Source organism: Mycolicibacterium diernhoferi (genome assembly GCF_019456655.1).
Lineage (GTDB): Bacteria > Actinomycetota > Actinomycetes > Mycobacteriales > Mycobacteriaceae > Mycobacterium > Mycobacterium diernhoferi.
This window is the reverse complement of record NZ_CP080332.1, coordinates 989,866-1,004,061: the sequence shown is the minus strand read 5'-3', so window position 1 is coordinate 1,004,061 and position 14,196 is coordinate 989,866. Positions and strand designations below refer to the sequence as shown.

15 protein-coding genes are annotated in these 14,196 nt (G+C 69.2%); 3 read left to right on the top strand and 12 right to left on the bottom strand.

The window, feature by feature from the left end:
• Positions 1–37 precede the first annotated feature (37 nt).
• Positions 38–1,180 carry a glycosyltransferase family 4 protein gene (locus K0O62_RS04790; protein ID WP_073857059.1) on the bottom strand — a complete coding sequence of 381 codons (1,143 nt, stop codon included), beginning with the start codon at positions 1,178–1,180 and terminating at the stop codon, positions 38–40.
• A gap of 96 nt (positions 1,181–1,276) precedes the next feature.
• Between K0O62_RS04790 and K0O62_RS04785 the strand changes: the two genes are divergently transcribed.
• Positions 1,277–1,939 carry a DsbA family protein gene (locus K0O62_RS04785; RefSeq protein WP_073857060.1) on the top strand — a complete coding sequence of 221 codons (663 nt, stop codon included), beginning with the start codon at positions 1,277–1,279 and terminating at the stop codon, positions 1,937–1,939.
• On the opposite strand, the gene K0O62_RS04780 is transcribed toward K0O62_RS04785, so the two are convergent.
• From K0O62_RS04780 to K0O62_RS04760, 5 genes are read right to left on the bottom strand one after another with little or no spacing between them, the layout of a single operon-like run.
• On the bottom strand, positions 1,897–2,412 hold the full coding sequence (locus tag K0O62_RS04780) for a DUF3592 domain-containing protein (RefSeq protein WP_079244682.1): 516 nt from the start codon (positions 2,410–2,412) through the stop codon (positions 1,897–1,899). The two genes, K0O62_RS04785 and K0O62_RS04780, sit on opposite strands and share 43 nt — an antisense overlap.
• Positions 2,413–2,459: 47 nt before the next feature.
• Positions 2,460–4,109 carry a 2-succinyl-5-enolpyruvyl-6-hydroxy-3-cyclohexene-1-carboxylic-acid synthase gene (menD, locus tag K0O62_RS04775; RefSeq protein WP_073857062.1) on the bottom strand — a complete coding sequence of 550 codons (1,650 nt, stop codon included), beginning with the start codon at positions 4,107–4,109 and terminating at the stop codon, positions 2,460–2,462.
• Positions 4,110–4,118: 9 nt separating this feature from the next.
• A complete protein-coding gene (locus tag K0O62_RS04770; protein WP_073857063.1) occupies positions 4,119–4,907 on the bottom strand; it encodes an alpha/beta fold hydrolase in 789 nt (262 codons plus the stop codon).
• 10 nt (positions 4,908–4,917) lie between these two features.
• Positions 4,918–5,628, bottom strand: coding sequence for a DJ-1/PfpI family protein (locus K0O62_RS04765; RefSeq protein WP_073857064.1), 711 nt, complete (start codon positions 5,626–5,628; stop codon positions 4,918–4,920).
• Between the two features lie 9 nt (positions 5,629–5,637).
• Positions 5,638–6,600 (bottom strand): GlxA family transcriptional regulator, encoded by a 963-nt coding sequence (locus K0O62_RS04760; protein ID WP_097933627.1) that lies wholly within the window; start codon positions 6,598–6,600, stop codon positions 5,638–5,640.
• 40 nt (positions 6,601–6,640) lie between these two features.
• On the opposite strand from K0O62_RS04760, the gene K0O62_RS04755 reads away from it, so the two are divergent.
• Positions 6,641–6,823, top strand: coding sequence for a hypothetical protein (locus K0O62_RS04755; RefSeq protein ID WP_131817408.1), 183 nt, complete (start codon positions 6,641–6,643; stop codon positions 6,821–6,823).
• A gap of 41 nt (positions 6,824–6,864) precedes the next feature.
• Here the strand turns inward: K0O62_RS04755 and K0O62_RS04750 are convergent, their stop codons facing one another.
• From K0O62_RS04750 to K0O62_RS04730, 5 genes are all read right to left on the bottom strand, one after another.
• Positions 6,865–8,010: an LLM class flavin-dependent oxidoreductase gene (locus tag K0O62_RS04750; protein WP_073857067.1), complete on the bottom strand. Its 1,146-nt coding sequence runs from the start codon at positions 8,008–8,010 to the stop codon at positions 6,865–6,867.
• 45 nt (positions 8,011–8,055) lie between these two features.
• Complete coding sequence (locus K0O62_RS04745; RefSeq protein WP_073857188.1) at positions 8,056–9,015, bottom strand: o-succinylbenzoate synthase; 960 nt, start codon at positions 9,013–9,015, stop codon at positions 8,056–8,058.
• Between the two features lie 25 nt (positions 9,016–9,040).
• On the bottom strand, positions 9,041–9,994 hold the full coding sequence (locus K0O62_RS04740) for an esterase family protein (RefSeq protein ID WP_079244601.1): 954 nt from the start codon (positions 9,992–9,994) through the stop codon (positions 9,041–9,043).
• Between the two features lie 78 nt (positions 9,995–10,072).
• Entirely contained in the window at positions 10,073–11,632 is a 1,560-nt protein-coding gene (locus K0O62_RS04735) for a long-chain-fatty-acid--CoA ligase (protein WP_073857068.1), read from the bottom strand.
• A gap of 30 nt (positions 11,633–11,662) precedes the next feature.
• Positions 11,663–13,285, bottom strand: coding sequence for an amidohydrolase (locus tag K0O62_RS04730; RefSeq protein ID WP_073857069.1), 1,623 nt, complete (start codon positions 13,283–13,285; stop codon positions 11,663–11,665).
• Between the two features lie 151 nt (positions 13,286–13,436).
• Between K0O62_RS04730 and K0O62_RS04725 the strand changes: the two genes are divergently transcribed.
• Complete coding sequence (locus K0O62_RS04725; protein ID WP_073857070.1) at positions 13,437–13,889, top strand: YciI family protein; 453 nt, start codon at positions 13,437–13,439, stop codon at positions 13,887–13,889.
• A gap of 6 nt (positions 13,890–13,895) precedes the next feature.
• Here the strand turns inward: K0O62_RS04725 and K0O62_RS04720 are convergent, their stop codons facing one another.
• The gene (locus K0O62_RS04720) at positions 13,896–14,144 is read right to left on the bottom strand and encodes a DUF3253 domain-containing protein (protein WP_073857071.1); all 249 of its coding nucleotides are present in this window, start codon (positions 14,142–14,144) and stop codon (positions 13,896–13,898) included.
• Between the last annotated feature and the right edge of the window lie 52 nt (positions 14,145–14,196).

Below are 14,196 nucleotides of genomic sequence, written 5' to 3'. Positions count from 1 at the left end.
GGGGTTTATCACCGCCGGGCGACCGCACCCTGCCCGCCTACCCGGCGTGTCGGCGTACCCCCGCGGGCGCTCGCCGGGATTGGACGGCGTCGTAGTGTCCGAGCAGCTCATCGCAGACCGCCGGCCAGGTCCGGGCCAGCACGCTGCGCCGGGCCGCCGCCGAGTAGCGTGGCCGCTCGGCGATCAGATGATCGACCGCGGCGGGCAGCCGGGACTCGAACTCCTCGACGCCCAGCAGCAGGCCGGTGTGCATCGGGGCGACCAGGTCGCGCGGGCCGCCGGCGTCGGGCGCGATGACCGGCAGACCGGAGGCCATCGCCTCCTGCACGGCCTGGCAGAACGTCTCGTGCTCACCGGGATGCACGAAGACGTCCATGCTGGCGTAGGCCGCCGCGAGCGCCGCACCGCGCAGCTCGCCGGTGAAAACCGCTGTCGGAATCAAGGATTCGAGTTTGGCTCGGTCAATACCGTCGCCGACGACGACCAGCTGCAGGTCCGGGCGTGCGGCCAGCGCGGCCAACCGCTCGACATGTTTCTCCGGGGCCAGCCGGCCGACGAAGCCGACGATCGGCCTACCGTCGGATGACCATCGCGCACGCAGCGCCGCATCGCGGGCCGAGGGCACGAAACCCGTGATATCCACCCCACGACCCCACTTGTGCACCCGCGGAACACCATGGGCGGCAAGGTCTTCCATAGCCGAGGTGGAGGGCGCCAGGGTCCGGTCGGCTTTGCTGTGCAGCCTGCGGGTCCACATCCAGGATGCCCGGGACAGCACGCCGACGCCGTAGCTCTCGGCGAAGCCGGCCACATCGGTCTGGAACACCGCGACCGACGGCACCCCCAGATGCCGGGCGGCGTGCACACCACCCCAGCCCAGCAGCGCCGGAGACGCCAGATGCACCACGTCGGGATCGAAACCGCGCAGCACACCGACCATCCGGGGACGCGGCACGCCCAGCGGCAGCGAGGTCACCGTGGGAAGCAGGTACGCCGGCACCCGGTGCACCCGGACACCGTCATGGACACGGTCGGCGGGCGGCTGCCCCCGCGGGGTGTCCGGCGCGATGACGAGCACCTCGTGGCCGGTGCGGCGGAGATGCTCGATCACCCGCAGCACCGAGTTGGTGACGCCGTTGACATTCGGGAGGAAGGATTCGGCAACGATCGCAACGCGCACACCCGCACTGTCTCAGCGCCGGGTGGCGGCGCGGTTGCGCGCCGGCATCGGGCATACGAACACCTCGACGACGGTACGGTGGGCCACGTGCATCGAATGTTGGCCTTGCTCACCGGTTTGACGCTGCTGGCCGGCGTGGGCTGCAGCCGCGCGATCGAGGGCAGCGCGCAATCCGACCCCAACAAACCGTTGACGCAGGTGAGCGAGGACGGTTTCGGTGTGGTCGCCGGATTCGCCGATGCCCCGGTGCGGATCGAGATCTTCGCCGAACCGCAGTGTTCACACTGCGCGGACCTGCAGCGCGATACCGGCGACTCCATCCGGCATTACCTCGCAACGGGTCAGCTCGCGGTCACCTACCGTCCGATGACGTTCCTGGAGACCGCCGACTACCACTACTCCGAGCGGGTCAGCAATGCGCTGTTCGTGGTGGCCCAGGACGATCGCACCCCGGCGGTCGCCTTCCAGCGCTTCGTCGAGGAACTGTGGAGCGACCAGGATCCGTCCGGCCGGGGCCCGACCGATGCCGAGATGGCCGAGAAGGCCCGCACCGCGGGGATACCCGGGGAACTGGCGCAACGCATCGCCGAGGGTGAGGGCGCGGTCGACACAGCCGAGATGGACGAGATGAACTACGAATACCTGTATCTGATCGATCCGGTGAACACCGGCACACCGACGGTCTACGACCTGGTGAACGACGAGTTGGTCGACATCTACGCCGACGACTGGCTGGACAGGTTGGTCGCGTCTTCCTGATCTCGACCGGGTTGATCCGCGGCGGCCGGATCGTCGATCCGCCGGGCGATCACGGCGACCACCAGCAGCGCCGCACCGGCGATCAACCAGCCCAGCACCGCGATCGAGCCGGCCGGGATGATGGCCAACGCCGCGTTGCGGTCCCGTACCCGCACCAGATCGGGGTCCGTGCGGTCGTATTCGACGTAGATCCGCATACCGGTGTCCAGTTCGGACGGGTAGAGCACGCCGAGCTCGGGCCGGTAGGTGACCCGGTCGGGGGTGACGAACTCGATCGTCGAACGGCGCGGGCCGGCGTCGAGCACCTCGGCGGCGGCCACCGCCATATGGCGTTCGATCCGCCGGTCGTTCTCCCAGGCGCCGAGCACCAACAGCACCGACTGCAGGGTGACCAGGCAGGCCCCGAGGATGATGCCCACCCGTACCCGCCGGATGACGCGTTGCGCCCGGGTCTCGGTGCCGTCGCCGAACATCCGCGGAAGCCTGTGCCACCAGCGGCTTTTCAGCACGGCGACAAAGCTCACCCGAGCGCCGCCCGGATGGAGGCGTGCAGCGCGCGCAGCGAGGACCGGTCGGCCTTCACCTCCAGGACCCGCATGCCTTCGAACGGTTCGCCCAGCACATCGGCGAGCGCGTCGACCTCGACCTGGCGGCTGTCCACGTGATAGGCCCGGCACAGCGCGGCGATGTCCACGTCGTGCGGGGTGCCGAAGATGCGTGAGGACACATCGGAGAACCGCGGGTCGCCCTGCTCGAGCAGCTCGAAGATGCCGCCCCCGTTGTCGTTGGACACCACGATGGTCAGGTTCCGCGGCCGCGGCTCGGTCGGTCCGATCAGCAACCCGGAGCTGTCGTGCACGAAGGTCAGGTCGCCGATCAGCGCGATCGTCCGACGCGGCGGGCCGTCGCCGTCGCGCTCGTGGGCCAGTGCCGCACCGACCGCCGTGGAGATGGTCCCGTCGATACCGGCCACCCCGCGGTTGGACCGCACCTTGACCCCCGGCGCGCCGAGCCCGACCAGGGCGATGTCGCGCACCGGGTTGGAGGCGCCGAGCACGAGCTGGTCACCGTCACGCAACCCGGCGGCGACGGCAGCCGCGACGTGCAGGCCGGTGGTGTGTGGGTGCTGCTCGAGCTGGGTGCGCACGGCCGCACACGTGCGCTCGTTCAGCTCGGCGCACCGCTGCAGCCAGGCCGGATCGGGGGTGCCGGTGGTGACCGCGCGGGTGCCGGTGGCCTGTGAGTTACCGGACACGTCGGGCCAGCGCGGGCCGGTGGTCAGCGCGAAGACCGGCACCGACGGGTCGGCCAGCAACGCCGACACCGGTCGGTGCAGGGTCGGCCGGCCCAGCATGATGACCTGCTCGGGATGCAGCAGCGACAAGGCCAGCGGGTGCAGCGGGGTCGCCGCGTGCAGGCCGGTCGGCGCGGTGGGCTCGGACACCGTGGGCAACCCGGCCAGGTTGGGGTGCAGCCCGGCGCCGTGACCGGCGATGACGACGGTGTTCGGGGTGAGGTCGATCTCCAGCGGCTGGTCGAAGGTGACCGGCGGGGTGTGGGTCCAGGACCGGCCGTCCGGGCGGCCCGGCGGTATGGCGTCCATGTTGTCCCGGTCCGGCACCAACGGCTCACGCAACGGGATGTCGAACTGCACCGGGCCCGCATTGGCGCTGCGGGATCCCTTGGCCGCCACCAGAACTCGACAGGTCGCCGACCGCCACTGGGCGTTCAGCGCGGCCATGTCGCCGTGTTCGGCCAACCCCAGACTGATGCTGGCCCGCACCTGTCCGCCGAAGTAGCCGAGTTGCTCCATGGTCTGGTTGGCACCGGTGCCCAGCAGTTCGTAGGGCCGGTTGGCGCTCAGCACGATCAGCGGAACCCGGGCGTAGTTGGCCTCGACCACGGCCGGGCCCAGGTTGGCCACCGCGGTGCCCGAGGTCATCGCGATCGGCACCGGGGCCTGCCCGGACACCGCCAGACCGATGGCCAGGTAGCCGGCGGTGCGCTCATCGATGCGCACGTGCAGGCGGATCCGCCCGGCGCGGTCGGCGTCGTGCAGCGCGAACGCCAGCGGCGCGTTGCGTGACCCGGGGCACAGCACCACGTCACGCACGCCGCCGCGAATGAGTTCGTCGACGACGACGCGGGCCTGGGTCGTCGAGGGGTTCACCAGAACAGCTTATTGCTTCGCTTCGGCAAAGAATTCCAGGATGGCCTCGTTGACCACCTCGGGGCGCTCGATGAAGCCGAGGTGACCTGCGTCGGGGATCTCCAGATAGCGGCCGTTCGGGATGGCGTCGGCCACCTCACGGCTCAGATGCGGGGCCATCAGCACATCATCGGCGAAGCCGATCACCAGCACCGGCGCCTTGATGTGCTGGTAGGCGGGCAGCCGGTTGCCCTCCGGGGAGACGGCGAGCTGGCTCCTCAGGCCCGGGGTGTACTTGGTGGGCCACATGGTGAACATCTCGGCCCAGTCCTGCACCGCCCGGTCGTCGTTGAGCGTCTTCGGTGAGAAGTTCTCCAGCAGACGGATTTTCGCGTCGTAGCTGGGCGGCAAGGTGATGCCGGCGTCGTGGAAGTCGCGTTCGGCCTTGTTGAAGAAGTCGCGGGCGCCGTCGTGCCGGCCGCGGGTCGCCATCAGCGCCGCCTGGGTGACCAGCTCGGGGCGGGCCACCATCAGCTCCTGGGCGATGAACGAACCCATCGACACCCCGACCACCCGGACCGGTCCGCCGACCACCTTCTCGATCAGCGAGGCGGTGTCGGCCACCACCTGCTCGGTGCTGAAGCCGCTGGCGTTCTCCGTGGCGCCCACCCCACGATTGTCGAACGTGATCACGCGGTAGCCGGCGCGCTGGAATGCGGGCACCTGATGGAGGTGCCAGGTGCGGCCCGCGCCGCCTCGGCCCGCGATGAAAAGCACCGGTTCGCCGGTGCCGCCTTTGTCGACGTAAGCAAGATTCACTTGCTCGAGCCTACTTGCGGGCGCGAACCCTGCGGATCGCCTGGTCCCACAGCAGCGCCGTACTGGCCTTCAGCGTGGCCGGCTTCAGCACGTCCCGGGAGAGCAGTGCGGTGGCGGCGGCCTTGGTGGACACCGAGGCCTTGGAAATGTGGCCGGAGTCGAACGGCGGCTGCGGGTCGTACTCGATACCCAGCTGGATCGCCTTGGCCTTCGCCTCGCCGGCGATCTGCCCGGCCAGCCACAATCCCAGGTCGATCCCGGCCGACACTCCGGCCGCGGTGACGTATTTGCCCTGGTGCACCACCCGCTCGTCGCCGACCGCGGTCACCCCGAAGGTTTTGAGCATCGGCACCACGATCCAGTGCGAGGTGGCCTTGCGTCCTTCCAGCAGCCCGGCCGCGGCCAGTAGCACCGACCCCGAGCAGACCGACGTGGTCCAGGTCGAGGTCGCGTCGGCCTTGCGCAACCAGGCCAGCACCGCCTCGTCGCGGGCGTGCTCGAAGGTGGTCGGCCCGCCGGGCACCAGGATGATGTCCGGGGACGGGGTCTCCGCGAAGGAGTGTGTGGCGCCGACGGTGAGGACGCCGGAGTCGGCGGTGACGGGGCCGGGTTCATGCCATAGGAACCGGACTTCGGCGTCGGGCAGGTAGTGCAGCGTCTCGTAGGGACCGATGAAGTCCAGTGCGGTGAATCCGGGGTACAGCACGATGGCGATCTGCATGATCTCTCCTCAGGCGAAGGTCTTGCGGTAATGGTCAGGTGGTATGCCGATGCGGCGAACGAAGTTGCGTCGCATGGTTTCTGCGGTGCCGAAGCCGCACCGGGCTGCGATGGCGGTGACGGTGTCGTCGGTTTCCTGCAGCTGGCGCCGGGCGGCTTCGGTGCGGATCCGTTCGACGTACGCACCGGGAGCCTCCCCGACCTCGTCGGTGAATACCCGGGTGAAGTGCCGTGGGCTCATCGAGGCACGCCGGGCCAGCTCGCTGATGCGGTGCGCGCCACCGGGTTCCGCCTCGATGGCTTCCTGTACCTCACGGATCGGAGCCCGTTTGGCCCGCGGCGCCCAGACCGGGGCCGCGAACTGCGTCTGCCCACCGGGACGGCGCAGGTAGAGCACCAACCACCGGGCCACGGTCTGTGCGAGCTCGGTGCCGTGGTCCTCTTCGACCAGGGTCAACGCCAGATCGATGCCCGCGGTGACCCCGGCCGCCGTCCACACCGTGTCCGAACTGCGCATGAAGATCGGGTCCGGATCAACTGCCACACCCGGGAATTCGGTGGCCAGCCGGTCGGCGAACGCCCAGTGGGTGGTGGCCCGGCAGCCGTCGAGCAGGCCGGCCTCGGCCACCAGGAACGCCCCGGTGCAGACGCTGACCACCCGCCTCGAGGTCTGCGCCGAGCGCCGCAACCAGTCCAGCACCGCGCGGTCGCCGCGCAGATCTTCGATACCGGCGCCCCCGGGTATCAGCACGGTGTCCACCGGCCCGGCGGGCAACCGTCGCGCGACGATCTCCAGACCGGTCCCGGTGCTGGCGGGGCGGCCGTCCGGGGAGGCGATGACGACGTCGTAACCGTCCTCGTGCTGCCCCTGACCGGCCAGTGCCAGGGTGGCGGCGGTGAACACCTCGAACGGACCGACCAGATCGAGGGCCTGCACGCCCGGGTACCCGAGCAGCACCACGGATCGCTTCACGCATCTCATGGTGCGGGAGATTTCGGATGGCGTCTACGCCATGGTCCCCACAGATCAGGACATGCCGGACTGCCCGACGATGCTGCGGGGCCGCGGGCAGACGGCCGGTGAGGCCATTGCCGGGGTCGAGAAGCTGGTGAACGAGGACGTGGCGGGGGCGCTGGCCACCGTGCTGCGTCGTGGTACTACCGGCAGTACCACCGGGACTGCAGACTGCCGGTAGTACCGCTTGTCCAAGGGTGTTGTTCCGTCGGAAACCGGCGTTCACAGCCGGCGCAGCGACCGCAACACCTTGGTGAACGGCACCATCGACGCGATGCCCTTGCCGAAGTTCCGTTGCAGCAGCGAGCCGTTGACGACGACCAGATGCCGCACGCCGTGGTCACGCCAGACGGCGGCCTGTTCCAGTACCTCGTCCGGTGTGCCGCACAGCATCATCTCGCGCAACAGGCCCGGCGGAACGCCCTTGATGTAGGACAGCGCAGTCTGCTCATCCCATGCCTGGGGCAGGATGTCCTGGGCGCCGGCGAACCCCTCACCCAGCGGATGTTGGGCACCGTGCCGGGCATAGCGCTCGTCTGAGGCCAGTAGTCCGCCCGCCCGGATCAACTCTGAATCGAGCGCATCGTCCACCTCGCCGGCAGTGCGGCCGGTGACGACGATCATCCACATGGCCGGCGTGATGGCCATCGGATCCCGGCCCGCATCGGATGCCGCGCACCGGACGACGTCCAGCCGCTGCGCGTACTCCTGCGGGGAGTGCGGGAAGGCGGGAAACAGCCCGTCGGCGTAGCGGCCGGCAGCCCGGAGCATGCGGGGACCGTGCGCGGCGATCCAGATCTCCGGCCACCTGCCCCGGTACGACGGCAGATCGAAGACTGCGTTGCGCAGCGGAAAGAACTCCGAATCCCGGTTCACCAGTTCACCACCGGAGTTCCACAGGGCGCGGATGGTGGCCATCGCCTCCTCGAACCGTGCCACCGGCCTGTCCCACGGCACCCCGTAGGGTTCATTGGCCTCGCGCTCCCCCGTCCCGATCCCCAGGATCGCCCGGCCCTTGGTGAGCAGATGCACGGTGGCGGCGGCCTGGGCGGTGACGGCCGGGTTGCGGCGGCCGGTATCGGTGACGCTGACCCCGAGCTTCAACCGTCCGATGCGGTTGCGGGCGGCGAGATGGCCCAACATGGTCCAGGGTTCCAGATAGGCATCGGCGGTCGGCACGATGCGGGCGGCACCGGCATACTTCGGCTGCCACAGCGCGGTGGGGAACAACGAGTTGATGTGGTCGGGAATCCAGAACGAATCGACACGGTTGGCGACCGCCGCCAGATAGTTCGCGCGGGTCAGCGAATCGACTCCGGGCCGGCCCGCGAGCACCATGTCCATCAGTCCCACCTGCAAACGGGTCATGCCCCCAGTGTCTGGCCCCGCGCCGCCCCCGGATCGAGTAGCGGTCTACTCGGATATGAGCGGATAGCACTCCCGGATCCGGTCGATCCACCATTGCCGCCGCTCCCCCGAAGCGGCCAGCCCGGACAGCCGCGCCGGGTCCGGGGCCACCGGCCCGACCGGTAGGTAGCCGTCCACCGGGGCGACCGGATCGACCACATCCTCGACGAACAGCCCGCCGGTGCCCAGCCCGCACGCGTACCGCAACTCCGGCAGACATGCTGCGGCCAGCAGCCCTCGGGACATGCCGACCGCGCTGTCCAGCGCACTCGACACCACCACCGGGATTCCGATCTGTCCGGCGATCTCCAACAGCCGCCGGACCCCGCCCAGCGGCGCGACCTTGACCACGGCCACATCGGCCGCCCGCAGCGCCACCACCCGCATGGGGTCGTCGGCCTTACGGATCGACTCGTCCGCTGCGACCGGGGTGGCGATCTGATGACGCAGCTCGGCCAGCTCTTCGACTGTGGCGCAGGGCTGTTCGAGATACTCCAGACATCCCAGCGCGGCCGCCGCGGTGGCCGCCTGGGCCACACTCCAGCCGCCGTTGGCGTCCACCCGCACCTTGGGCACCAGCGCGCGCACCGCGTCGACCCGGGCGATGTCGTCGGCCAGCGTCTGCCCCGGCTCGGCGACCTTCACTTTTGCCGTCTGCGCGCCGGGGAAACGGGCCAGTACCTCGGGCACCCGGGCCGGTTCCACCGCGGGCACCGTCGCGTTGACCGGAATGCGGTCCCGCAGCGGGGTGGGCGCCGGCACGTAGGCGGCCTCGATCCCGGCGGCCAGCCAGTGCGCGGCCTCCGCCGGCCCGTACTCGGGAAAGGCGCCGAACTCCCCCCAGCCGGCCGGGCCGTCGAACAGCGCCACCTCGCGAACGGTGATGCCGCGGAACCGGACCCGCATCGGCAGTGCGACGACATGCAGGCGCGCCAGGATCTCGTCGAGCGATGGCGCGTCCAACATGTCGCCCATCATGCCGAAAAGGCGGTCAGCCGGCTCCCAACACCCGCTGAATGTCCGGTTTCATCTGCTGCAGCTGCGCACCCCAGTAACCCCAGGTGTGCGTGCCGGTCGGCGGAAAGTTGAACACCGCGTTGGTCCCGCCGGCGGCGACGTACTGGTCTCGGAAGTTGAGGTTGCTCTGCAGCGCGGTGTTCTCCAGGAGGCCGGAGACGCCGTCGTTACCGCCCAACTCGCCCGGGGTGCCCGTCCCGCAGTAGACCCAGATCCGGGTGCCGTTCGACACCAGGCGGCCGACCTGCAGCGTCGGATCGTTGCGCGCCCACGCCGGATCTCCCGGCGCGCCCCACATGGCCGCCGGCGAGAAGCCCCCGGCGTCGCCCATGGCCAGCCCGATCAGCCCGGGCCAGACGCCGACCGACGGATTCAGGAACGCCGACAACGAGCCGGCGTAGATGAACTGTTGCGGGTGAAAGGCCGCGAGGATCAGCGCCGAGTTCCCCGACATCGACAGTCCGACCACCGCATTACCCGTCGCCGAGACCCCCTTGTTGGCGGCCAGCCACTGCGGCAGCTCGCTGGTCAGGAAGGTCTCCCACTTGTAGGTCTGCACCGTGCCGTTGCCCGCCGCCGGTTGGTACCAGTCGGTGTAGAAGCTCGACATGCCGCCGACCGGCATCACCACCGACAACCCGGATTGGTAGTACCACTCGAAGGCGGCGGTCTCGATGTCCCAGCCGTTCGCATCTTCGCGGGCGCGCAGACCGTCCAACAGGTAGACCGCATGCGTCCCGCCGCCCTGAAACTGGACCTTGATATCGCGCCCCATGGCCGCCGACGGCACCATCACCGTCTCGACCGGCAACCCGGCCCGGGACCAGGCACCGGCGTGCGGCGGCCCGAGTAGGCCGACCGTCACCGCGAGGACGGTCAGGATCGCCGCTGTTCGGAACAGTTTTCGACATCCGCGTGCATGTGCCATCTCCGCATCCCCCGTATCTTCGGCACACGTATGGGCGCCAAACTACTCCGGCCGGACCGAGAAGAACAGTGTTTTCTCTCAGACGGTGGCGCGCTCGCGGCCCTCCCAATACTGCTGGCGCAGATCGCGCTTCAGGATCTTGCCGGTGGGGTTGCGCGGCAACGCCTCCACCACGTCGACGGTCTTGGGGCACTTGTAGGCGGCCAGCCGCTCCCGGGCCCACCCGATCAGTTCGGTTTCGGGAGTCTCTTCCTGCAGCGCCACAACGGCTTTGACAGCCTCGCCCCACCTCTCGTCGGGCACCCCGAAGACCGCGACCTCGACGACGGCCGGATGCTCGGCCAGAATCCGCTCGACCTCGATCGAATAGACGTTCTCGCCGCCGGTGATGATCATGTCCTTGATCCGGTCCTCGACGAACAGATAACCGTCCTCGTCGAGCCGACCGATGTCACCGGTGCGGAACCACCCGTCAGGGGTGACGGCCTCGGCGGTGGCCTCCGGCTTGTTGTGATACCCCTTCATCAACTGCTTTGTCCGGAACCAGATTTCACCTTGCTTGCCGACCTCGACGTCGTCGAGGGTGTCCGGATCGACGATCCGCACCTCGACACCGTTGATGGGTTTACCGGCGCTGACCAACCGGTCCTGGTTGTCCCCGCGGTGATCGTCGGGACCCAACCGGGTGGCCACCCCGCACACCTCGGTCAACCCGTACACCTGGATGAAGTCGGTCTCCGGCCAGGCCTTGAGCGCCTCGCGCAGCAACGGCAACGGCATCGGCGAGGCCCCGTAGGAGAAGGTCTTCAGCGCACCGAACAGCGCCACCGCGTCCGGGCCGGCCTGCAGCACCGTGGCCAGCACGGCCGGCACCAGGAAGGTCCGGTTGCAGCCGGCCAGGATGCCACCGGCCAGGGCGGCGCCGTCGATGTCGCGGGTCATGTAGCTCGCGGCGCCGTTGTACAGCCCGAACTGCATGTAGGAGGTACCACCGACGTGGAACAGCGGCATCGACACCAGGTTCTTGTCACCGTCCCGGAACGGCCACTCGTCGAAGGCGTTGACGGTGTGCGCGATCAGGTTTGCGTGACTGATGGTGACGCCCTTGGGGCGGCCGGTGGTGCCCGAGGAGTACATCACCACCACGGTGTCGTCGGTGTGCAGGTCGGCCGCACGCTCGGCCGGGGTGGCCGCGGCCAGCACCGCCTCGTACTCGTCGCCGCCTTCGGGTTTGACCTCGATGACCTCCGACACGCCGGGCAGCCGGTCGCGGATCGACTCCACCGTGGCCACGAACTCCTCGCCGACGAACAACACCTTGGCGCCACAGTCGTTGAGGACGTATTCGACCTCCTCGCCGGCCAACCGGAAGTTGACGATGGTGGTGGCCGCACCCAGCGATCCCGCCGCCAGCGTCACCTCCACACACGCCGGGTGGTTCTTGTCCAGGAAGCCCACCACATCGCCACGGCCGATACCGCGCGCGGTCAGCGCGCCCGCCATCCGGCGGACCCGGTCGTCGAACTGCGACCAGGTCCAGGTTCGGCTCAGATAGGTGATGGCCTCGTCGACGGGCTTGGTGGCCGCCCAGTGCGCGACGCGCTCATCGAGAAATCGGGGTTCGGCAAGCTCAGGCATGCCCGACAGCCTGCCATGACAGCTGTCAACTCATGCGGGTTTCGGATGAACCTGCCGCCCGGCCAGATACGTCGCCCGGACCTCCAGTCCGGCAACGTCTTCGGGGTCCACGGCGCGCGGATCGGCGGACAGCACAACGAGATCGGCATACTTACCCACCTCTATCGACCCGATCCGGTCCTCGGCGAACAGTTGATATGCCGCGTCGATGGTCTGTGCCCGGATGGCCTGCTCCACCGTCAGACGCTGCTCCGGCCCGAGCACCCGTCCGCTCGGGGCCGTCCGGGTCGCGGCCACGCTGATGTTGCGCAGTGGCTCCTCCGGGGTGACCGGCGGGTCGTTGTGCAGCGAGATACGCATGCCGGTCGCGGCCGCCGAGCCGCACGGCATCCAGCGATCACCGTGCTCCGGCCCGAACAGCCCGTCGACGATGACGTCACCCCAGTAGTGCAGGTGGTCGACGAACAGGCTGCAGGTCACCCCGAGCGCGTGCGCGCGGGCCAGCTGCTCGTCGGTGATGGCGCCGACATGCTCCAGGCGCAGCCGGTGGTCCTCGCGCGGATGGGCCCGCAGGGCCTGCTCGTAGACATCCAGAATGGTGTCCACGCCGGCATCCCCGTGCACGTGGCAGGCCAGCTGCCAGCCCTTGGGGAAGAATGCGCCGACGATCTCGGACAGCTGCTCGCGGGTGTAGTTCGCGTGCCCGCACGACCCGGGCACCACGCCGATGGTGTGGGTGGCCTCGGTGTCCAGGTACGGGAAGGTCAGGTCGATGTTGCCGACCCACGGGGAACCGTCCACCCAGATCTTGATGCCGACCTGACGGACCACGTCGTCACCATCGAAGGGCTGTGCCTCGGTGTGCAATTCGGCGGTCGACATCTCATAGGTGCGCAACCGCACCGTCAGCTGATCGTGCATGGCGGCGAGCACCGGACGGAACATCGGGTCGAACGCCATCTCCGAGCAGGTGGTCAGGCCGGCCCGGTTGAGCCGGTCGCACTCGGCGAGCAGCATCGCCGGATAATCACCGACCGAGACGGCACCGCCGATCAGCGAGAACACCGCGGCGGATTCCTCCGCGGTGCCGTCGAGTTCACCGGCGTCGTCGCGACCGTACCGGGCCCCCTTGGGGTCCGGGGTGTCCCGGGTGATCCCGACCATCCGCGCCGCCGCGGAGTTGAAGAACGCCTTGTGCCCCGAGTTGTGCAGGATCACCAGTGGGGTGTCGGCGATACCGTCCAGCCACTCCAGCGTCGGATCGGGTAATCCCTTCTGCAGCAGTGGGTCCCAGCCGTTGAGGTACGCGCCGTCGGCGCCGCGGCGAGCGACTTCGGCGTGCACCGCGGCCACCACGTCGTCGGCCGAACTCAACGTGACCGGCCGGATGTCGACCATCCGGTCCGACAGCGCCACCGCCTCCATCAACGGATGCCCGTGCGCCTCAACGAAACCGGGCAACACGCAACCGTCCCCGGCGGACACCACGGTGGTGTCCGGCCCGATCCAGTCCGGCAGTCGGTCCTCCGGCACGTCCAGCGCGGCGATGCGGCCGTGGGCGACGACGACGTTCCGCGCAGTGGGCCGCGCCTCGTCGACGGTGAGGACGGTGCCGGTGATCACCAGGTCGGCCGGCTGCTGGGGGCTGGGCATGGCGGCAAGGTTAGTTCGCGCGAGGCCGCGAACGTGCGATGAGAAAAGAACGCGGCGCGTGTCGATTCTGTGTGGGTTCCGTTCGACGTATCGACGAGGGCCCGACAGACAGCCCTTCGACGGACACGTCAGTGAACAAGGAGAGAACACAATGTCGCGCTACATGATGATCATGCGGGTCGATCCCGCCGCCGCCGCGGACTTCGCCGACGTCGATTTCAGCGAGGTGATCGAGTCGATGGGCCGCTACAACGAGGAACTCATCAAGGCGGGCGTGATGCTCGCCGGTGAGGGCCTGTGTGAACCCGAGGACGGCTTCGTCGTCGACTTCGGCGCCGACCCCCCGGTGGTCACCGACGGGCCGTACACCGAGGCCAAGGAGCTGTTCAACGGGTTCTGGATCATCGAGACCTCCTCGGCCGAGGAGGCCAAGCAGTGGGCCCGCAAGTGCCCGCTGGGACCCGGGGTGAAGCTGGAGGTCCGCCGGGTCAGCGAGACCGAGGAGTTCGACACCGACAACCCGTGGATCCAGAAGGAGATCCAGTGGAGGGCCGACCTGGCCGAGAAGGCCGCGCAGACCGCGCGGGTCGCGGCCGGCCGGTAGGACGCGTTATCTGGCGCGGATCCGCACGGGTCCGCGCCAGGGCACGTCGGGGTCGAGGACCTCGCCCCGCCGGCTGATCTCCACCTCGCCCCGGCGGGCCAGTTCCCGGGCCAGGTCGCGCGCGTCCTCCATCAGGTCGCGCCATTGCTCGCCACCGACCGCGCGAGCGGCGTCCGAGGGGCAGATCGTCTTGTCCGGTCCGCGTTCGCGGGACAGCGCGAGGATCGCCCGGCGCAGGTCGGCGTTCGGGCTCATCGCTCCAGTGAACACCGTCCCTCCAGGACGCGGGCCTTGAAAGAAATTCTGT